This is a genomic window from Acidaminococcus sp., assembly GCA_022482815.1.
GTDB lineage: Bacteria > Bacillota > Negativicutes > Acidaminococcales > Acidaminococcaceae > Acidaminococcus.
Genome location: JAKVOM010000001.1, coordinates 1,337,881 through 1,358,575 on the forward strand (window position 1 = coordinate 1,337,881; position 20,695 = coordinate 1,358,575).

A 20,695-nucleotide genomic window follows, 5' to 3' on the forward strand; every position below is an offset into this window, starting at 1 on the left:
TTTATTATATATTGTTAAATATAAATTTAGAATTTACTGAAAAATTAAGCCAGACTTTTCTGGGGAAAATAATGGAGGAGAATGATGAAAGGACACATGCTGCAAAAATCGAAAGTAAAATGGATTTTGCTCGGCTTATCATTATCGACAATGACCTTGATGGGAAATGCTTCGGCAGGAACGATCACACGTGAAGGAGATAATGTGATTTTACACAATGTCGGAATCGTAAAAGGCGTTGGTCAGGGATCAAACTTCTACACCTCATTTAATGAGCCGGATAAGAATTTGACAATTAAGTGGGACGGGCAGATGAAAGGAGAAGGGCCTATCCGCAATGCAAATATTGTCAATGCAAAAAATCTGACAATTATTTCATCCTATAGTACCGGCGATGAGAACCAGGACCAATATTCCACCAAGGGAATCTTTGCTGATAAGTATCATGAAAATCCGCCCGGAAATATTCATGTCAATGTTTCGGAAGATATTAACATTACTACCGGGCATTTTCCGATTTTTACGGATCCGGGCAGTATCTTTATTACGGGATTCCAGAATTTGAATGCCACGGCAACAGGCTTGATTAAAGATTCCGGTTATGTGGTCCGCAATGTGGCTGTCACTTGGCCTAATGGTACGACTACGGACAGCACGATTCAGATTGTGGGACAGGATGACAGCACAATTAATCTCATTTCTCAAAAAAGTAATAAGACAGAAAAACTGACGGCCGTCGTGGAAGATGGGTCACAAAAAGGAACACTGATCAAGGGCGGCACCATCAATATCAATAGAATCCATAAAGAGCCTCATTCAATTGTGCTGACCGCTCACTCCGCCGATGAAGGCCATATTGACATTGAAGGGAATCAGGCGGTAACCATCGGCAGTGCTCATGATGATTATGCTGTGCAGGCCCATTCCAAGAATGTAGGAGCTTCAACTATTGATATAAACAAAACATCCGGCGGTGTCGTGACAATCAATGGGAAAGTGACAGCCGACAGCGGCACGCTCAATATCAACTATGCCGGTGCGGGGTCACTGCAAAACGGCGATGCCGAGACAAGTACCTTTGCTCAAAATCCCGGTAAGTTGAACCTGAACTTCAGCGGTGAAAATTCCGGTATGACGGGAAATCTGAGTGCATTGAATAACAGTACGGCAGCAGTTTCTCTCGCAAGTACCAATACGTACCTTACAGGGGATGTGACAACAAGCAGTAACAGTACGGCAACGGTTTCCCTTACGGGCAGCAATGCGGCTCTTACAGGTGATGTAACGGCAAGCGGTAATAGTACAACGTCGGTTGCTCTTGCCGGTAATAATACGTCTCTCACGGGGAACATGATGACAATCGGGACCAGTACTCTTACTGTAGAAGCTACCGGCAGCCATGCGGTGATCACCGGCGACCTCGACAACGAGGGCGGCACGGCGAATGTGACTTTGAGTAACCAGAGCCTTTGGACCGGTACCGCTGCGACCGCAGATAGTGACACGGCAGTTACGAACGTATCACTCGAAGATAATTCAGTATGGAATGTGACCGCGGATAGTACGGTTTCAACACTGACGATTTCCTCCGGCGGGGTCGTCAATATGGAAGGCTCAGCAAGCACCTTGCGCATCGGGCATCTGACCTCGTCAGAAAGTTTATCCGGCACGCTGAGGATGGATCTGACGTATCACGACAATTCAGTCAGCACGTATGAAAACGCAGCAGACAGTGATTTCATCTATGTGGATAGTGGAACAGGCCATTCCTTCCAGATTGAACCGACATCGAATTCCAATTTGAATTCGATGCAGGAAGGGGATAAGCTGTATTTCGCTCAGACCGGGATAGGAGCTTCCGCATTTGAAGTCAATCAGCAGGTTTTACTGCGGAACACGAACCGGCTTTACAATAAGGAACTTGTTGTAAAAAACGAAAGTGATCCTTCCCTGGCAAACTATGAGGATTGGTTCCTGACTGCGGATACAAGCGGCGGTGCAGAAGACGGCGATATCCTGAATCCGAATGGTTTGGCACCGGGATCCGCCCATAATGCAGCCGTCGCCATGTGGCGCGACCAGGATACGCTCCTGAAACGGCTTGGTGAATTGCGCTACAACCGGGATGATGAAGGCATCTGGGCCCGCTTCATCAATAAAAAGCTGGAGTACGGCGGCAATCGTGGGTTTGAGACCAATCTCAAGACGGTGCAGGTCGGCTATGACTGGAAAAATTCCGGCAAAGACAGCGATTGGTACTATGGTGGTGCTTTTGAGCACACTTGGGGCAGCAGTGACTTCGGGGATAACGGAACCGGAGACCATCACCTTTCCGATGTAGCCATTTACGGAACGAACATTGGGAAGCACGGTCATTACCTTGACCTTATCACCAAATTCGGTAAGATCAGCTCTGATTACGAGTCTTCTTACAGCGATGAGGGTGAATTCGATAACTGGGCCTTCAGTATCGGCGCCGAATACGGCCGCAAGAAGGACCTTGGCAGCGGTTGGTATATCGAACCGCAGGCACAGCTCACATACAGCTACATCTGGGGTGATGACTATACCACAAAGAACGGAGCCAGGATCAAGCAGGATGATACGGACAGCCTCATTGGGCGCCTCGGTTTTGTAATCAGTAAGGAATATGATACGGATACCAATAGGGCAAAACGCGTCTACGCGAAAGCTTCCGTGCACCATGAGTTCCTTGGAGACCGGAGCGAACGTCTCTATGACGACGTTGCTTTCCGTGACAGCGATGATTTTGGCGATACCTGGTATTCCGTAGGTATCGGTACGAACATCCGCATCTCCGATAATGGTGCTTTCTATTTCGACGCGGAAAGAGATTTTGGCGCGGACGTGAAGAGTAAGTATAGACTGGAAGGTGGCTTAAGATTCGAATTCTAAGCCGGAATTCCAGAATGTAAAAATTATCTGGGCAAATTGGTTTTCAGCAGGTTTCTGAATGCTAATTTGTCCAGATTTTTGTTTGGCAGGACCAAGAATTTGCTGGTTTTCCAGCTTTAGGGCAGGCCACTGAAGGTGGCCGAGGACTTACTGCCAGTTGCCGGAGGCAACCTAAGCAAGCCGCCCACGGCGGCGCGCAAACTGGCCGACAAAGTCGGCCCAAGGCTTTTCTTTTTACTGTCTTGTCACATAAATTGACATAAGTATAGGCATGCGGTATGCTGACTCCTGACATACTCTGTATACAAAATACGCTTGTCAAAGGCAGAAATTTTCTGATGGCGGCAAACAATATGAGGAGGTTACTCGATGGAATCGATACGGGCATTTTTAAAGAAGAAAGACGTTGAAATATCGGTACAGCGGTATCTGATTGACGCAATGGGTGCAATGGCGCAGGGACTATTCTGTTCGCTGCTCATTGGTACAATCATTAATACTCTCGGCACACTTTTTGATATTGGGGCGCTGAAAGCCGTTGTCGCCGTCGTCGGCGGCAAGAGTTATACCGTAGGCGGCCTTGCCATGGCTATGAGCGGGCCTGCTATGGCAGGGGCTATCGGGCGTGCACTGCACTGTCCGCCGATGGTAGTTTTCTCGCTTCTGACAGTTGGCTTTGCCACGAATGCCCTGGGCGGCGCCGGCGGCCCTTTGGCCGTTCTCTTTGTGGCGATTGTAACGAGCGAAATCGGTAAGATCGTTTCCGGTGAGACAAAAATAGATATTCTCGTAACGCCGCTTGTAACTATCGGCGTGGGTGTCGCCCTAGCAGCCTGGTGGGCACCGCCCCTGGGAGCGCTTGCTATGAAAACGGGCGCACTGATTATGTGGGCTACGGAACTGCAGCCATTTTTGATGGGTATGCTTGTATCTGTTCTTGTAGGTATTGCACTGACCCTTCCGATTTCTTCCGCGGCAATTTGTGCGGCCCTGAATCTTACCGGTCTTGCGGGCGGTGCTGCTGTAGCAGGCTGCTCGGCACAGATGATTGGCTTTGCCGTGCAGTCCTTCCGTGAAAATGGCATGGGCGGTCTCTTGTCACAGGGACTTGGTACGTCGATGCTGCAGATGCCGAACATCATCAAAAATCCGCGTATCTGGATAGGTCCGATTATCGCTTCCGCAATCACAGGGCCACTGGCCACGTGTGTATTTCAATTGCGGATGGACGGTGCAGCCGTGTCTTCCGGGATGGGGACCTGCGGCCTGGTAGGCCAGATTGGCGTATTTACCGGTTGGGTAGCAGATGTTGCTGCCGGTACCAAGGCAGCGATTACTTCCTTTGACTGGACAGGACTGCTGCTGATTTCCTTCATTATTCCCGCCGTGCTGTCACCCCTCATCAATGCGGGCTGCAGCCGTCTGGGCTGGGTTAAAGAAGGAGACATGAAGTTATAAGATCATATATCTAACACGGAGTAAAAAAACAGGAGCTGTGAAGAGATTTACCGAAAATCTTCTTTACATCTCCTGTTCTCGTTTTTATTTTGTTCTAATCAATAAGGTGTACAATGCTGCCGCAGGCACAGCTAAAAGCTTAATGCCAAAGGCGAAAAGCGTCTTTTATCATTATACTACCTGTAGCTATTTATCAATTGCCCAGCTGCCCGGGCAGCACGAGTTTTTCTTTCTTAGGAAACTGGGCGTCATAGCGTTCAAAGGCTTCCGGGTGCCGGAACGGTTCCAAATACCCTTCAGGATCCATAAATGTACCTTTCACATCACGCAAAAAGTCCGGTTTCAGTTCTTTTATTAGGAAATACTCTGCTTCGGGATCGCTTGCATAGCGGATGCCTCTGGATTTTCCAGCGACAAATCCGGATTTGCCGTAGAATAACGGATTTCCGGTGATGGCAATGGCACCTGCTCCGAGTGCGGCCGCTTTTTTGATAGAATTATCCAATAGATATTTCCCGTATCCCCGGCGGCTGAAATTGGGGTGGATACTGAGAGGACCAAACGTTACAATGGGGATCATTACACCTTTATCGGTTTTGATTTCTGAATGGACGTACATAATCTGCCCGATAAGCTGTCCATCTTTTTCCAGTACGAGGTCAAGTTCCGGGATGAAATCCTTTTTTGAGCGGTAACAGTGCAAAATATAATGTTCATTGCAGCCGGGATGATAAACATTCCAAAAAGCTTCCCGTACCAGCATTTCGGTTTGGTGGTAATCTTCCGGCGTTTCCCGGCGAATCAGTAAATCATTTTTTGTCATTTGGTTTATCCTCTGTCGTTAGCGCGTACCTATTACTTTTCTGATGTACAAGTCATAGCCATAGAAATTTCAAGGGATTGACGCTTTTGATATACTATGATTGCATCAGCACCATATCATGAATCAAAGAGAAAGACAAGGAGAAATCCCATGAAAATTTTATTCTTTACGGCAACGGGAAACAGTTTAGCCGTTGCTAAAGCGCTTGGCGGAACGCGGCTTTCTATTCCGCAGCTTATTACAAAAGGAATCTATGAAATTGAGGACGAAGAAGCTATTGGCATCATATATCCCATTTATGCCGGCAATACTCCAAAGATTGTCCGGGAGTACCTTAAAAGGGCAAAACTGACGGCTCCTTATTTATTTGCTATCGGGACCTATGGAAATTATGCATGCCAGGCCATGACGAATTTCAAACGTTATGCTGAAAAATGCGGCTATCATTTCCAATACACAAATACGATTCTTATGGTCGATAACTATCTTGATCTTTTTGAAATCAACCGTCAGATTGAAAAGATCCCTTCGAAGAAGACTGACGAACAGCTTAAAAAAATCAAGAAGGATATTGCGGCCCGTGTGATGTACACGCCGGGTAAGAGTCTCTTGACTGAGGTAATAAACCTTGTCGTAAAACCGCAGGTGGCTAAGTTCGACAGCGGAAAATTGGCGCAGTCCTACATCGTAACGGATGCCTGTGTTCGCTGCGGTATTTGCGCCAAGGTCTGCCCACGGGGCAACATTTCCGTAAAAGATCATGTCACTTTCTCCGACCATTGCGAGAGCTGTTACGCATGCCTTCATGCGTGTCCGAAGGGAGCTCTCCATCTGAAACATGAGAGAAGTGCCAAACGCTGGCGCCATCCTGATGTTACCTTAGCGGAAATTATCGAAGCGAACAACGTCCAGTAAGTAAACTGATTTTTCGGTTCCGACGTTTTTTGAGATGGAATCAATGCGGGAGAGCAGAGGTAAAGCTTATCCCTTTATGCAATAAAATAGAATCGGTAGACTGCCGTGGCAGGTTTTCTCCTGCTGCGGCGTTTTTATTTAAGTAGAACGGTGGCGGAAAATTGTTTTTATTCGAAAACATAGATTTTCACTATGAATTAATCGGGGATTATACAGGAAGCATTATATCTTTGTGAAAAAATTGAAAATCCAATTCCTATCTGATTGACAGCTATACCCAATAGGGGTAAGATAACGAAGTAATTTAGTAGGAATTAAGAATTAAATCTATCAGGAGGTATTTTTTCATGAGTGATGACACGAGTATGAAAGAACATTCGAATGATGCCTTTGATTTTCTGACCCTGCGAGGTCGGGTAAGGGCTGTTACGATTCAGCGTTTCCCCATAAGATCGCTTCGACGGCGCTGCGAAAATAAGATGTGTCTTTGAGCACATTGAAATAGCAGGGCAGATGAAACTATTGAAAAGAATGAGAGATTTATTTCCTGTATTTATGATTAGGAGGAACACTAGATGGTTATGACGCATTATATGGAGCTTTTGTCGCTTCATTCTCCGTGGTTTTTGATTATATTTATGGTAATTCCTGTCGTTTTCATTGAAACGATTTTTATGGCAGAAGCTTTTACTCTTTTATCGGACAAGGAACATCAGGCAAAATGGAAGCATATCAGCCACTATGGCGGGATTTTCCTGGGTCTCTTTTTCATTGCGGCACCCATTTATCTCGTGACAAGCTATATCCCTACAATCGAGTGGCGCGGCCCCATTGATTATATTGCTGTCTGGTCTTATGTCTTAGCCATCATTCCTGCGATTTTGCTCCTCCTTAAGGAATTCGGATTTATCTTCAATGGCCAGGATGAAAGAAAAAATGCAAAGGCTCATATTATCATCCTGATTCTTTTCGTCGTCTTTACGCATGTCGCCATGGTCTTCGGTATGGCCGATCCGCGTCTTGCCGGATATAAACCGGCACAGCCATCCATGCAGATGGATATGCCTATGGCTCCTGCCCCTCATGCTGGCAATGGGAACAATGCCACGATGCCCCACGACGGAAGTTCCATGAATGAACATATGGATAGTCATCAGGATCATCATATGGATGGCAATATGAACGATACGATGAACAATCATATGAGTGATTCCACAAATCATCACATGAACGGGTCCATGAGTGGGGTAGCCGGTACTTCTCAAAATCCCTGATATAGAAAAATTGTGAATGGCTATGAAAAAATAAAAATGCGCTTTTGGCTTGTAGCCTATAGCATTTAGCTTTGTCTGCAATAGTGTGTTAAAGCTTTTGATTCAAGTAAAATATGATATAAAACCTGAAATTTAGGCTAACTGCTAAATTTCAGGTTTTATTTTTAAATGTTTTCTTCCTTTAAAACAAAATGCCTTTTAAGCATACATGTCCATGTAAAATAAATATTTTACATGGACATGCTTTTTCATGTATCCTATGAATCAGAAAAGGAATCCATTCAATTTTGATTTAACAGGAGGAATAAAAATGAAAAAGTCTAAAGTATTTTCGCTGATTCTTGGTGGTTTGATGACGCTGGGCATCGCAGGCAGTGTATTTGCTGCCAGTGCACCTCCCACGTATGAAGAAGTAGCTGCTAAAATGAAAGGAATCAATGGCACGGTTTTCCCGATTGGAACCTATAATACGGCGTATGCTCCTTATTTTACGGGTCATACTTATCTTGCTTCCATCACCAAAGACGGCGTGCCCATTTCTAATGTAACCTTTATTGACGGAGCTCATACGTTCTGGCATAAACATCACGGTACCTGTCAGATTCTGGTCGCTGAATCCGGCCATGGGTATTACCAAATCTGGGGCGAGGAACCTCACAAACTGGAACCGGGCATGACAGTGACTATCCCGGAAGGCGTGAAACATTGGCATGGCGGTGCTCCAAACTCTATGTTCCAGCATTTGTCCATCATGGAACCGAAGCAGTCTTCCACGGAATGGCTGGAACCGGTTTCTGATGCGGACTTCCAGAAGTTAGCGGAATAAGGGTCATAAAAAACCTGTGCCGGTAAGGAGGAAACTATGAAATCCTTGAAGAGCTTTGCAGGACTTTTGATTGTGATGGTACTAGTTCTTGTGGGATGTGGTGCGGCGGTCTCTAAGGAGGGAGCTGCCGAAAAGGGCAGTTCCGCTTCTGCGAGTGATACCGGAAAGGACGTGAAATCCATGAAGATTGAAGTGAACGATGGTACACACAAGGTAGTCTTTTCTCTGAACGGCAGCAATGCATCCAAATCCCTTCTTGAGCAGCTTCCGCTGTCGATCACAGTAGAAAATTACAGCAGCGAGGAGAAAATTTTCTATCCGAAAAAATTATCGACTTCAGGGACCCCAAGATCGGATGCGAAAGCAGGAAAGCTGGCTTATTATGCTCCCTGGGGAGATGTGGTCATGTTTTACCAGGATGGACCCAGTGGTGCCAGCGGACTGTATGAACTAGGCGAAGCCGTGGAAGGAAAGGAACAGATAAAACAGCTGTCAGGAACTATCACTGTCAAGGCGCTGTCTGAGTGAAAAGTGTTTTTAAGGTGCGTTTCCCATAAGCGTTCCTAAGAAGAATATAACGTCTGAAAATCAAAAAGCACGAACCATTGGAATGTAAGATTCCTATGGCTCGTGCTTTTTTGTGGGTTTGTCAAGTTAAGTGTGTAAGTTTTTTTAGGTATCATAAAAGAAGATGCGTTACCAGTGATTGCTGGCTTTAAAATTTCTCGTATTTCAGGATACGAGCTTGCAGCTTATCATCCATAGCCAACTGGTTTCTGACCATCGCCCAGTTCTGGATATGATGCCCTTCCCACTTGGCATAGAGTTCCTTTACCCTGAGATAGAGAACCTTGAAGACAGATTCCTCGCTGGAGAACGAGCCCTTCTTGGTGACTTTTCGGAAGCTGGAATTCACGCTCTCTATCGCATTGGTGGTATACATCACCTTCCTTACGGCACTGCCATAGTTGAATAGTTGCTGGACATGCTGCCAGTTCCGCTTCCATGTTTCTACTGCACCGGGGTACTGGCTCCAGGCCTGCTTGAACCGCTCGAATTCGGTCTCAGCACTCTTCAGGTTCACGGCTCCATAGACCTTCCTGAGCTGGGTCGTGTAGGCCTTGTAATCCTTGGATGGGATGTACTTGATGGAGTTGCGGATCAGATGGACGATGCAGCGCTGCACGACCACCTGGGGGAAGATGGACTTTGCTCCCTCTTCCAAACCGGAGACACCATCCATGCAGATGAATCCGACATCTTCAACGCCACGGGCCTTCAGCTCATCGAATATCTGCATCCAGTTATGTTTGCCCTCCGTCTCGTTCATCCAAAGGCCCAGGACATCCTTCGAGCCATTGATGTCATAGCCGAGGATGACGTAGACAGCGTGGTTCTTGGTCTCATAATCCTTGCGTACAGAGACGTACAGGCAGTCTACGAACAAGAAGGGGTAGAAGGGGTTCAGAGGACGTGTCTGCCAATGCTGGACTTCGTCCATCACTCGGTCTGTGATGTTCGAGATGCTCTCTGCGGACAGCTCGAATCCATAGATGTCATCAATCGTCTTGGCAATATCCCGCTGGCTCATGCCGCGTGCATACATGGCCAGTACCTTGCTCTCGATCCCTGTGACATCCTTGGTGCGTTTGGGGACTACCTGGGGCTCGAAGGTAGATTCGCGGTCCCGTGGGACGCGGATGGGGACCTCGCCGACCGAAGTCTGGATGGTTTTCTCCGTATAGCCATTCCGACGGTTGGAGGTTTCCTTCTTGCTATGATCATTGGAGCTATACCCGAGATGGTTATCTATCTCGCCCTGCAGCATAGCTTCGAAGATAGGACCGAACACGTCCTTCAGCGCTATCTGCATGTCTTCCTGCGTCTTCGGCTGGTATTGTTCCATGATGAGCTTGGCGATTGCCTGGCCTTTCTCACTCGGGTTTCTACGTTTCTTCATCAGTGCTGTACTCAATTCCTTTCAACCTGCTTTCTGATAGTGTACCGCACCTCGACAAAAAAATGAAGTGCGTAAGTTAGTAAATTGGTTACCGGTAACTTACACACTTCATTTTACACTCCCTTTTTTGTTGTTTATGGCATATATACAGCCAAAACAAATTGTCTTTATGCGGGTGGTGCCGGATAATTTGCGGCTATCTTTCTACCACAACGGTCAGGAGAACCAGGTCTTCCGTTCCCGTATTGACCAGTTGATGCGCATGCCCCTTGGGACAAATATGGCATACACCACCGGTCAATTCTTCCTTTACACCATCACTGTACGCGATGCCTTTTCCTGAAATGACGTAATTGATGTCATCGCTTGTCTGATGCAGATGCATGCCAATAGATCCTCCGGGATGAATCCGTGACAGAATCACTTTCCCATTTTTATCCATGTACATTTTTGCACTCATCGTTCCGGTTCCCTTGTTCATTCCAGGGAAAACTTTATCTTGCATTTCATTAAAGTCAATTCGCATATTTTCCTCCTTTACAGTTAATAGCTCTACATTGACGTAAAAGCAGCCCTTTTATTTTACGGACAGTGCTTTTTGGTTCTTCCGGGACATCCATACGACTGTCTCGACATGGTACGAGCCTTAGAAATGGCTGTCGGATGAGTTTTCGTTTACTGAAAGAAGTCGTTTCCTTGTTTGCAAAACGGGTCTAAATGAAAATCGGAGCAAAATGGCTGTAGTTTTGGTTCGGACCGTTTGTAATAACTGGTCTATGAGCGGGTTTCTTCTAAATTCTATGATGAGTACCGACAATTCTGCTAATCATCTCAAAGGTACGGTATGATGGAAAAAGTTCAACAATCCATAATCCATCGTCTCAACATCCACTTCGTGGAAAACTCGTGTATCCGATTCATATCAGCCACTGCGATTACTTCCAGACGTAATACCTATAATACCTGCGATTTAAATAATACTTTTTGTAATTCTGCTTTTAATAAATCTCTTCTCTGTTTAATAAATTTTGGGAAATTAGCATATGTATAGTCTATATCTGGCAAATAATTCAGAGTACGATATTGATATTTATCATTATTTGTTGGAAATTGCGAATTGAACCAGACATCAAAGTCGGTTGACAGTTTTTCTTCATTGAGCTGTGCTGGTATTAACTGTAGATTAGATATTTCATTTACTGTATTTATATACCAATCCAATTTGTCATCCGAGATTCCTTGCTTCCGGAGATATGATTTTGTGAATTTACCCTTAGGATACATATGATCCATATGAAATTTATTACTAAAATCAAGCGACGGATAAAGAAGCATGAGGGTAGAAAGGGTGTCGCTCTTTCCATATTTCAAGTTTAGTAAAAAATCATCAATGTCATCAACCGTAAATTGGATTGATTTGATTGTACCTTTAAATCTTTCAATAATTTCATCCAACGGGTATTCATTTGAACCGTTCGCTTTAATAATTTCTCGTATTGGTCTCAGAACATTATCTGGCTGTCCACTGAATACTTTCTTCAGCAAAGAAAGAATAAGCCACTTTTTGATTTTTTCTCTATTTGCCTTTGATTTCCCGGAAGTTACAAAGTTATCAGGCATATGATTAATAAAAAGATAGTATGCAATTGGAATCAATGCATTATTTGATGACAATGTATCACCGGAATACCCGAACGAAGATACCAGTAGTACCGCTTGTCTAATTGCATGTTTGATATCATCCCATCGAGACTCTATTTTCATCATATTTTTCTTGTTGAAATTATCAACTTTGAATGCAATGTTAGGAAGGTCACTTAATACAAGTGATGTTTTCAATACAAAATCTTTGTTGATTCTAAAACCATCGCCGATTGCATTTATATCATCTACGAAATTGATGATTTCTTCTCTTGCATCATGGTTTTCCCACTGGGCAGACGCAATGGATAAAAGCAAATCAGAATAGCTGAGCTTTGTGCCTCCACTGTTAACTCTTATAAAAATATTCAGCACTTTATCTAATTCAACTGCTTTTTCTCGATAGTAGCTAATTGTACCGGATTTATTAATTACGTTATAGAGCCTGGATAGGGCGTTGATAGCAAATTTCGACTGCTCTTTAGTATAATCATATTTATCCGAATAGCTAATATTCTCATTTACATACATGAATACATCGCCATCTTCATGCATTTCAAGAATCTTCCCTATTTCAAACCAGTATGTGTTTTGGTCATTTTGTACTTCCTTTTCAGAAAGAAATCTGAAATCATATTCATTATCGCCATCTGGTGGCGAAGATAACAGGTTCAAATATAATTTCCTGACAGGATACGCATTTTGGTTGTTCCTAGCCATATATTTTAGTTTATATGCATAAGTGCCTTTTAATCCTAAATAAATAGAAGTAAGACGCTGTTGGCCATCGAGCACTGCAGTAACTCCATTCGATCCCTTAAGATCCAATTTTTGATTATGGACATTTTTGTTCTCATGATAATTTCTGATAAATCCATAGAAATCATAATCTTTTACGTGATCCTTATTGATTTCCCAAAACAGAAAGGTGCCAATTGGGTAATCCCTCATAAGAGAATCGAATAAAGTCTCTATTTGCTCTGTGCTCCATACATATTCTCTTTGAATCGACGGAAGGACATATTTGTTTGCTGAAATATCATTCATAACCTCTGCAATTGTAAGTGGTGTTTCATAAGCCATGTTAAAGAATCCTCCTAACTTTTATCTCCGTTAAACCAGATTGTTTGCCCTCTTCAAAGTAATTCTGTTTTCCTTATAGCTATAGCTGTCTAATCCGCCCCTGTTATTTTAAGTCCCTTTTTATATATGTCAGTTCGATGTCGTATCCTATCTTCTCTGTCATCTGGATGAAGGTTCAGTTGACAATCTTGCCTAGATTTGTGATGAAACTGCTGACATACGACGCGGAAGTTTCAAACTTTCTCACAAGAGTTGCCTGCGTAGTCTGTTCTTCCAGACATTTTACTTTTACATCGATTCCGGTATTATTCTTAAGTGTAACTATAACCTCATTGGTTCAATTGAATTTCTCTTACGGCTAAATTTATTGTACTACATTCAGGTAATCTATACATTCCTATTTGAAAAAAGCATAAGAAAATGGCATAAAAAACAGCAGACAGATCATTTCCGACTACCTCACGGCTTTATCCTATCGATTGTTCCATTTAATTTTGCCAAAAATGTCACCGCAGTGCTCGCAGATGATAACGTTGGATAAGGCGTATTTTGAATTGTAGACTCGTTTTTTGCCATCTTTGATGATATTTGTTCGTTTGTTAATCTTGGCATGTACTCAGAGGAATACATCCCCGTCAATGATTGTTTCATTACTTTTCCACATGGTACATCGGCACTAACCTTCGTTTTTGATGTACCTATTTTTCAGAACATTCACCGTGTAGATTTTCTGCAGAAGTACATCCTCGATATACTTTCTCATATGAGATATTTCTGACCATAATCTTTGCTGTCCGCATAGAAAAATACCTCCTACCAGGTAGCCTCGGCAGGAGGTATTTTTCTTAGACTTTTATATAAAAGTCGCAAATACAACTATCAGCCCGAAGAATCAGTCTACTGGCTCTTCGGGAACTTTCACATAAGTTTGCAGATTGTTTCAAGACTTTCTCTCGGATCTGTTTCAATATTCAGTTCATCAAATCCCTTTATCTCAGGCTTCTCAGCCTCTTATTTACTTATTCCTCGACATCCAAACGACCGTCTCGACATGGGCCGTTTGCGGGAACATGTCAACAGGCTGTACCTGCCGAATCTTATAGCCGCCTTCATGCAGGATAGCGGCATCCCGGGCAAGGGAAGCAGGGCCGCAGGATACGTAGACGACACGCTGCGGTTTAACAGCAAGAATTGCTTTCAGCACTTTCGGGTCGCAGCCGGCACGGGGCGGGTCAAGAACGATCACGTCGGGACGAATCCCTTCCTTGACGAGGCGCGGCAGTTCTTTTGCTGCATCGCCGCAGATAAATTCACTGTTTTTAATGTTATTTTGCTGCGCGTTTTTCCAGGCGTCTTTGATAGCGGGAGCTACAATTTCAATGCCGAGAGCGTGGCTGGCTTTTTGCGCCAGGAAAAGGGTAATGGTACCCGTACCGCAGTAGAGATCGATGACGTTTTCTTTTCCCGTCAGGGATGCGTAATGCAGTGCAGTTTCGTACAGGACTTCTGCCTGTCTGGTATTGACTTGGAAGAAAGAAAGAGGCGAGATGGCAAAAGTCAGGTTTCCCAGCCGGTCATGAATGAAACCGGGGCCGTAAATAATCTTGCTCTTTGGCCCCATGATGACGTTGGTGTGACGCGTGTTGATATTCTGAACCAGCGTGACAAAGCCGGGAATTTCTTTCTTGAGCATGGCGGCTAACTGTTTCAGATGGGGAACACGATCCGTATTTGTGATGAGAACTGCCATGACTTCACCCGTATTGACGCCGACACGGCCCATGACATGGCGGACAATCCCCGTGCGGGCATCTTCATCAAGCGCCGGGATATGATACTGCTGCATCCATCTGCGGACAACTGACGCGATGCGATTATTGTTTTCGTCCTGGATTTGGCAGGTTTCTACGTTGATGACACGGTGCGTGCCTTGGGCAAAGCACCCGATGAGCAGCTCATGTTTTCGCCCTTCAGCCGCAGGGACCTGCATCTTATTGCGGTAATTCCATGGCGTTTTGGCTCCAAGCGTCGGGTTGACATTGATTCCTTTGAAATGACCGATGCGTTCCAGTGCGTCAATGACAGTCTGGCGTTTCAGTTTCAGCTGTGCTTCGTAAGAAAGATGCTGTAGCTGGCAGCCGCCGCAGGCCTTATACACGGGGCAGGGCGGATTGACCCGATCCGGCGATGGAACCAGAATTTTATCCAGATGGGCCTGACCATAGGACTTCTTTACGACTGTTACGGCAGCAGACACACGCTCGCCGGGGAGCGCTCCGGGGACAAAAAAGGTAAATCCTTTCACTTTACCGACACCCTCGCCGGAACTGCCAAGACCCGTAATCGTGACTTCTATATGTTGTTTAGGTGTGAACTTTACTTTTTCCGTATTCATAACATAAACATTATACAAAGGAAGCTGGGGGAGCGCAAGAATACCAGGAGCGGGTCCGATGCTATATGCCAAATGCCAAAAGCTGCTAAATTCGCTTTTCTTTCTGCTAACGGCGAGCTGCCGTCTGTCTTGGGTTTCACCCTAACAAGCTGTCTGTACCATGGTACTATCCACTATTTGCTAACTATTATCCACTACTTATTTTTATACAATTTCCCATTGACAGAAATCCCTTTTATCCTCTACCATATACATATAAGAGAAGACGCGACCTGCTGGCCAGCGCCTTTTTTCAGATACTCTTATGATACAAAAATAACTAATTCATGTATAAAAAATAAAAGAGTAGTAAACATACCTCGAAGGGAGATGCGGATGGGAAACCTGAAATTATTGGCATATGTGGCGATAGGAGGGGCGTTGGGCTCGGTAGCCCGATATCTGGTAGCCGGTTTCATTAAAGAGACGGGCGGAGGAACATTCCCCTGGCATATGATTTTTGTGAATACGTTCGGCTGTCTGTTAGTTGGCTTTTTTGCTTCTTTTTTGTATGTCAAACTACCGCATCCGCGTTGGGTTTCCTTGATTTATTGGGGTATTATTGGTGGTTTTACTGCCTTTTCCTCTTTTATTGGGGAGGGTATGCATTTCTTCCTGTCCGGGAAACATGTGACTGGATTTGCTTATTTGCTGTTACAGAATACATTGGGCCTTGCCGCGGCAGTGGCCGCATTTTGGCTTGGCCGGATGCTCCTGTAAATTTGTTTTGAAAATTCATGGATAGCCGTAGTATGTCCATGAAGTTGTGAGAGAAGGCGATTTTCCGTGATGCCATATCGTATGTTTTTCCTGGTCTGCACCTGTATCGGGGCAGTCGGGACGGCACTCGTCTGGCTGATGTATCGAACCGGTCTTGATGTCTTGAAGCCCTATTGGACTCTGGCGATTTGTATGATTGCACCGGTTCTTTTTGGCGTTTCGAATATTTATCTGAATTCACTTCCGGTCAAAGTCATTCGATATATGGCCTGGATCGGCGGCGTGTGGATGGGCTTTATTTTTTTCTCCTTTCTGCTGCTTGCTGTTTTTATTGTGCTTTATATACTTGGAAGGATCACCGGCTGGTCCGGTCTTGCGCCGATAGCCTCGCAGGTTTTGCTGGCAGTGGCTGTTGTTGCCACGAGTCTGGGCGTATGGCAGACCCTTCATCCTAACGTACGGCGCTATACTTTCCGTACCTATAAGAGCATTAGCCAGCCCTATCGGATTGCTTTCGTCTCCGATCTTCACTTTGGTGCTTTGTTCGGCAATGACCATGGCAATAAACTGGCAGCATTGGTCAATCAGGAAGACCCTGAATTGATTATTCTCGGCGGAGATATCATTGATCGGGATCTTTACTTTGCTCTTCGGGAAGGCAGTTTGAAGACGCTTCGGAAAATGAAGGCTCCGCAGGGAATTTTTGCTGTTATGGGGAACCATGATCTTGCAGGCGGAACGAGCGGGGAAGAACGAGCTTATCTGGAAAACATGGGCATTCATTTCTTGATTAATGATTCCCTTCCTATCAATAAGGATATTTGGATGACAGGGCTTGATGATTATCGGCTGGGCAACAGGAATTATACATTTCATGTGAGTGAACCGGACAAATTGAACATTTTTGTGGAACATGAACCGGTTCATATCACGGAGGCCTCTAAAAAGGGCTTTGATATTTACCTGGCCGGTCATACTCATGGCGGGCAGACAGTACCGCTGAATCTTGTCATCCAACGGATGTTCATGCAGATTTATGGTACCCAGGCGAGAGGAAACATGCTGACAACGGTAACGAGTGGATTTGGGCTTTCCGGGATGCCGCTGCGGCTGGGCGTGCCGCCGGAAATCATCATCATCACTGTAGAGCCGGGCCCGATTAAAAAAGGAAATAAAATATAGTAAATAAAAAAATGGGGCAGTGAAATAATAAAAAGCGCTTTTGGCTTTTAGCCTATGGTATTTAGCCTCGTCTGCAGCAGTGTGTTAAAGCTTTTAATTCAAGTGAAATATGATATAAAACTTGGAGTTTAGCACTTAACCTAAATTTTAGGTTTTATTTTTATAAGTTCAAAGAAAAATGCCCTGGCAATTTTTCTTCCACGGGCGGGATGCGGACGGCGGGCTGCGGAAAGCGTAAAAAAGGGACTGTGCAATAATGCACACGCATAATTTTACAGTCCCTTTATTTTTTTGTTAGTCTACTGAATTCTGTGACTGGATAATACAATGCCCGGCTTGTACTCGGTGCTGATTAAAAACTTTCATCTCGTCAGCTTAACCTGTTATTGCATATCAATATCTAAAGCTTCCTTGGGACAATAGTCTGTACAGAGACCGCAGCCGACACATAGTGATGGATTTACAACTGCGTGGTGATCTTTGAGCGAAAGGGCTTTATGAGGACATTTCTTGACACAAGTTCCGCAGCCTATACAAAGATTCAAGTCAATTTTTACCACGATTTTCACTCCTCTTCTTCCAGCTCATGACAATATTTAGCCGCTTCCTGTCCTGCCACATATCCGGAGTAGACAGAAGAAGCGTAGGCAGTTCCGTCAAGAGCTCCAAGTCCTTGAGAGCCGATGAAGCCGCTTACGCCGATGCCGGCAGCATACAGTCCTTCAAAAGGATAACCGCTTTCATGGATAACTCGCATCTTGTCATCAATCCGGATGCCGCCGAAAATGGAATCAAGAAAAATTTCCTTACTCTTGATGACATAGTAAGGGGGTGTCCGGAATGGGTAGAGAAAGCGTTTATTTTTCAAAAATTCCTCATCATATTGCTTGTCGTAATGGTCATTGATTCGATTGATTTGATCCTTGAAGTCTTTGGGATTGCACCCGATAAAATCGGCGATTTCGTCAAGGGAGTCGGTCTTTTTTACAATTTCCGGGTGATCCTTTGCCATTCCGTCCAGGTCACTTTCCAAATGATCAAGCCAGGCTGCGCCGTTGCCGGCATTTTTTTCATCCGAAATGAGGCCGTCGACACGCGTATTTGCCGCCTTGTTGTATATGTCATCATCGACGCCCTGACCAAACATTGCTTCGAAATTGCTCAGGACTTCATGCTTACTGACCATATCCCGCAGAGAAGCGGTATCGATGAGCCCGAAACACATATGCTTGGGCTGCCGGTCCAGTGCGGAGCCAATCATGGAGTGGTCATCGTTTGTAATCATAAGATCTTCATTGACAAAACGCTTTCCATACAAATTGACTAAGTGGATGTAGGGCCGGCTGAGTATCATCTGACCGACCATGTGTCCCGCGATGCAGGCACCGATGTAGAGCGTGGTCATAATGGGATCTCCCAGACAATTGACTTCTTTTGCCATCAAGTAACCATCGCCGTTGATCCATGGGTGAGACGCGGTAATTTCGGTATTGGAAAAATCTTTTTCGGGGTAAAATTTCTTTCTCAGGGCTGGGTTTGCAGTAATGGATCCTGTTGCGATAATGACAGCCTTTGCCCCAATTCGGATTTCTTTCCCCTTGGAAGAAACTACAATTCCGCAAATCTTTTTCTCCCCATCTCTGATGAGGTGCATAGCCCGCGTTCCCATTAAGAAATGCACGCCGGCCTTTTTGCACTCCCGGGTCAGAACATTGGCGATGACTCGCCCTGTAACCGGAATATTGTTGCCTTCCCGGATAGCATGACTTGTCTTATAGGTAGTTCCTGAAGTGGCACTGATATGATTGAAGGTGATTCCTTCTTTGCTTTCAAGCCAATCAATCATACTGGCCGATGCATTGATAAAATCACGGGCAAGCCTTGCATCACAGGCCCAGTGGGCGCTTTCCATATGTCTTTGGAAAACTTGATCCTTGGTTACGGTGATACCCCGTTCTTTCATGGGACGACTTTCGACAGCAAACATATGCCCGATAATGGCACCGGTTCCGCCGGTTAGTTTGCGTCGTTCTACGATAGTAACGTCCCTTGCTCCCGCCTCTTTGGCGGATAAGGCTGCAGGCAGCCCTGAACCGCCCGCTCCGATTACAACCACGTCAGTAGTAATGTCAAATTCCTCCATAAGTAAGCCTCCTTTTATAATAGCATGCTATCATAATGTGAAAAAAGAAAAGGGATTAAAAAATCCCTGATGGATGAACTTATTCTTTGCAGGCGGCAATTTTCATCAATAATTTCTTGAATATTACCCGTTCTTTTTCAGAAAGGGGAGCAAGTAAATTTATTTCAGTAGCATTACGGCATGCGGCAGCTTTTTTTAATTCTTTTAGTCCTTTATCGGTCAGAGACGCCATTTTTGCTTTGCTCCTGGGCACGGGATCCACTTTGATCAGTCCCTTTTTACTGAGGCGCGAAAGAATGCCGACTACAGTTGGCTGGCTGACGTGAAAGTGTTGTTCGAACTCTTTAAATAGGATGGCTGATTCTTTTTTGCTCGCCAGATATTCCAAATAACGAAGTTGAGAGAGTGTAAGTTGATTCTCTTTCAAGGAACTGTTTGCTTGTCGGGCAATACGATCATTGATTTCTTTAAGCAGGATTCCGCAGTCAATTGAGCCCATCTTACACCTCCATAATAGCATGCTATCATTATATACTTTCATTGTCCTAAAATCAATCAATGTTTTCTGTCAGCAGGGTGAATTTATTTTTGTGGTAGGATATTAACTGCTCTTTTTGCATTTTACTGAGTTCGGCACTTAAAGCGGAACGGTCTACACCGAGATAATCGGCCATTTCCTGACGGTCAAAAGGAACGATCAACGTTTTCTTCTTTTGCTTGGCAGCAAGAAATGAAAGGTAGGCCAGGACACGTCCGCGAATTGTTTTTGGTGCTGTATGCAGCATGCGGCGGTAAAGAGCCAGGTTTTTCTGGGCCATGATGCGCAGCAGGTTGCTGGCCACCATCTGATGCTGAGGACAAGCGTGCGGGCAGACCGTCAGCACTTTGTGCAGGTCCATCATGAGCACTTCTGTGTCTTCGGCTGCCAGTACATTGATAAGCAGTGGCTCATTTTCGGCACAGGCATAAGCTTCGGCAAACAGGTCGCCGGGGCCGGCACGGCCGATAAGCATCCTGTTGCCCCAGTAATCAATATTTTCGATGAGGACACTGCCGGAAAGTACGAGACTGACCGTATGAACGATATCGCCGGCACGGTGAATGTAGGTTCCTTTTGAAAAGGCCTTGGCACGGGCACCGAGGCAGGTAAGGCGTTCCTTTATGGCGGCAGGTTCAACGTTCTTAAAAAAGTCGGTTTGAGAAAGAAAAGAAAAATCCATATTTTTCTCCTTTTGTTGGTAAAACAACGTTTTTATCATTGCTCCTATCGTATAATGCAAATAACAGAAATGCAAGAGCAAAGATAATAGTCATTGACTA

Annotated in this window: 16 protein-coding genes; 8 read left to right on the plus strand and 8 right to left on the minus strand. The window is 44.9% G+C overall.

Annotation, left to right across the window (positions count from 1 at the left end):
* The first annotated feature begins 81 nt into the window (after positions 1-81).
* Positions 82-2,916, plus strand: coding sequence for an autotransporter outer membrane beta-barrel domain-containing protein (locus LKE33_05865; protein ID MCH3950445.1), 2,835 nt, complete (start codon positions 82-84; stop codon positions 2,914-2,916).
* Positions 2,917-3,285: 369 nt separating this feature from the next.
* The gene (locus LKE33_05870; protein ID MCH3950446.1) at positions 3,286-4,374 is read left to right on the plus strand and encodes a PTS sugar transporter subunit IIC; all 1,089 of its coding nucleotides are present in this window, start codon (positions 3,286-3,288) and stop codon (positions 4,372-4,374) included.
* A gap of 193 nt (positions 4,375-4,567) precedes the next feature.
* Here the strand turns inward: LKE33_05870 and LKE33_05875 are convergent, their stop codons facing one another.
* Entirely contained in the window at positions 4,568-5,197 is a 630-nt protein-coding gene (locus tag LKE33_05875; protein MCH3950447.1) for an N-acetyltransferase, read from the minus strand.
* A 150-nt stretch (positions 5,198-5,347) separates the two neighbouring features.
* Between LKE33_05875 and LKE33_05880 the strand changes: the two genes are divergently transcribed.
* The 4 genes from LKE33_05880 to LKE33_05895 all read left to right on the plus strand — a co-directional run bounded on the left by LKE33_05880 (position 5,348) and on the right by LKE33_05895 (position 8,740).
* Entirely contained in the window at positions 5,348-6,112 is a 765-nt protein-coding gene (locus LKE33_05880; GenBank protein MCH3950448.1) for an EFR1 family ferrodoxin, read from the plus strand.
* Positions 6,113-6,687: 575 nt separating this feature from the next.
* Positions 6,688-7,386, plus strand: coding sequence for a permease (locus LKE33_05885; GenBank protein MCH3950449.1), 699 nt, complete (start codon positions 6,688-6,690; stop codon positions 7,384-7,386).
* A gap of 310 nt (positions 7,387-7,696) precedes the next feature.
* Positions 7,697-8,212 carry a cupin domain-containing protein gene (locus tag LKE33_05890; protein MCH3950450.1) on the plus strand — a complete coding sequence of 172 codons (516 nt, stop codon included), beginning with the start codon at positions 7,697-7,699 and terminating at the stop codon, positions 8,210-8,212.
* 36 nt (positions 8,213-8,248) lie between these two features.
* Positions 8,249-8,740, plus strand: coding sequence for a cyclophilin-like fold protein (locus LKE33_05895; protein ID MCH3950451.1), 492 nt, complete (start codon positions 8,249-8,251; stop codon positions 8,738-8,740).
* 187 nt (positions 8,741-8,927) lie between these two features.
* Here the strand turns inward: LKE33_05895 and LKE33_05900 are convergent, their stop codons facing one another.
* The 4 genes from LKE33_05900 to rlmD all read right to left on the minus strand — a co-directional run bounded on the left by LKE33_05900 (position 8,928) and on the right by rlmD (position 15,291).
* Positions 8,928-10,172: an IS256 family transposase gene (locus LKE33_05900; GenBank protein MCH3950452.1), complete on the minus strand. Its 1,245-nt coding sequence runs from the start codon at positions 10,170-10,172 to the stop codon at positions 8,928-8,930.
* A gap of 196 nt (positions 10,173-10,368) precedes the next feature.
* Positions 10,369-10,698, minus strand: a complete 330-nt coding sequence (locus LKE33_05905; protein ID MCH3950453.1) for a cupin domain-containing protein — start codon at positions 10,696-10,698, stop codon at positions 10,369-10,371.
* A gap of 428 nt (positions 10,699-11,126) precedes the next feature.
* A complete protein-coding gene (locus tag LKE33_05910) occupies positions 11,127-12,896 on the minus strand; it encodes a DUF262 domain-containing protein (GenBank protein ID MCH3950454.1) in 1,770 nt (589 codons plus the stop codon).
* 1,015 nt (positions 12,897-13,911) lie between these two features.
* Positions 13,912-15,291: a 23S rRNA (uracil(1939)-C(5))-methyltransferase RlmD gene (gene rlmD / locus LKE33_05915; GenBank protein ID MCH3950455.1), complete on the minus strand. Its 1,380-nt coding sequence runs from the start codon at positions 15,289-15,291 to the stop codon at positions 13,912-13,914.
* A 375-nt stretch (positions 15,292-15,666) separates the two neighbouring features.
* On the opposite strand from rlmD, the gene LKE33_05920 reads away from it, so the two are divergent.
* The gene (locus LKE33_05920; GenBank protein MCH3950456.1) at positions 15,667-16,050 is read left to right on the plus strand and encodes a CrcB family protein; all 384 of its coding nucleotides are present in this window, start codon (positions 15,667-15,669) and stop codon (positions 16,048-16,050) included.
* 69 nt (positions 16,051-16,119) lie between these two features.
* Positions 16,120-17,232 (plus strand): metallophosphoesterase, encoded by a 1,113-nt coding sequence (locus LKE33_05925; protein MCH3950457.1) that lies wholly within the window; start codon positions 16,120-16,122, stop codon positions 17,230-17,232.
* Between the two features lie 565 nt (positions 17,233-17,797).
* Here the strand turns inward: LKE33_05925 and LKE33_05930 are convergent.
* The 3 genes from LKE33_05930 to LKE33_05940 form a co-directional block, all read right to left on the minus strand.
* Entirely contained in the window at positions 17,798-19,375 is a 1,578-nt protein-coding gene (locus tag LKE33_05930) for an FAD-dependent oxidoreductase (protein MCH3950458.1), read from the minus strand.
* Positions 19,376-19,454: 79 nt separating this feature from the next.
* Positions 19,455-19,874 carry a MarR family winged helix-turn-helix transcriptional regulator gene (locus LKE33_05935; protein ID MCH3950459.1) on the minus strand — a complete coding sequence of 140 codons (420 nt, stop codon included), beginning with the start codon at positions 19,872-19,874 and terminating at the stop codon, positions 19,455-19,457.
* 52 nt (positions 19,875-19,926) lie between these two features.
* Positions 19,927-20,595: a Crp/Fnr family transcriptional regulator gene (locus LKE33_05940; protein ID MCH3950460.1), complete on the minus strand. Its 669-nt coding sequence runs from the start codon at positions 20,593-20,595 to the stop codon at positions 19,927-19,929.
* Positions 20,596-20,695 lie beyond the last annotated feature (100 nt).

Coding starts and splice junctions, on each gene's coding strand:
- LKE33_05870 (MCH3950446.1), top strand. CDS start 3,286: ATGGAATCGATACGGGCATTTTTAAAGAAGAAAGACGTTGAAATATCG.
- LKE33_05940 (MCH3950460.1), bottom strand. CDS start 20,595: ATGGATTTTTCTTTTCTTTCTCAAACCGACTTTTTTAAGAACGTTGAA.
- LKE33_05905 (MCH3950453.1), bottom strand. CDS start 10,698: ATGCGAATTGACTTTAATGAAATGCAAGATAAAGTTTTCCCTGGAATG.
- LKE33_05910 (MCH3950454.1), bottom strand. CDS start 12,896: ATGGCTTATGAAACACCACTTACAATTGCAGAGGTTATGAATGATATT.
- LKE33_05935 (MCH3950459.1), bottom strand. CDS start 19,874: ATGGGCTCAATTGACTGCGGAATCCTGCTTAAAGAAATCAATGATCGT.
- LKE33_05920 (MCH3950456.1), top strand. CDS start 15,667: ATGGGAAACCTGAAATTATTGGCATATGTGGCGATAGGAGGGGCGTTG.
- LKE33_05865 (MCH3950445.1), top strand. CDS start 82: ATGATGAAAGGACACATGCTGCAAAAATCGAAAGTAAAATGGATTTTG.
- LKE33_05885 (MCH3950449.1), top strand. CDS start 6,688: ATGGTTATGACGCATTATATGGAGCTTTTGTCGCTTCATTCTCCGTGG.
- LKE33_05900 (MCH3950452.1), bottom strand. CDS start 10,172: ATGAAGAAACGTAGAAACCCGAGTGAGAAAGGCCAGGCAATCGCCAAG.
- LKE33_05925 (MCH3950457.1), top strand. CDS start 16,120: ATGCCATATCGTATGTTTTTCCTGGTCTGCACCTGTATCGGGGCAGTC.
- LKE33_05895 (MCH3950451.1), top strand. CDS start 8,249: ATGAAATCCTTGAAGAGCTTTGCAGGACTTTTGATTGTGATGGTACTA.
- rlmD (MCH3950455.1), bottom strand. CDS start 15,291: ATGAATACGGAAAAAGTAAAGTTCACACCTAAACAACATATAGAAGTC.
- LKE33_05875 (MCH3950447.1), bottom strand. CDS start 5,197: ATGACAAAAAATGATTTACTGATTCGCCGGGAAACGCCGGAAGATTAC.
- LKE33_05880 (MCH3950448.1), top strand. CDS start 5,348: ATGAAAATTTTATTCTTTACGGCAACGGGAAACAGTTTAGCCGTTGCT.
- LKE33_05890 (MCH3950450.1), top strand. CDS start 7,697: ATGAAAAAGTCTAAAGTATTTTCGCTGATTCTTGGTGGTTTGATGACG.
- LKE33_05930 (MCH3950458.1), bottom strand. CDS start 19,375: ATGGAGGAATTTGACATTACTACTGACGTGGTTGTAATCGGAGCGGGC.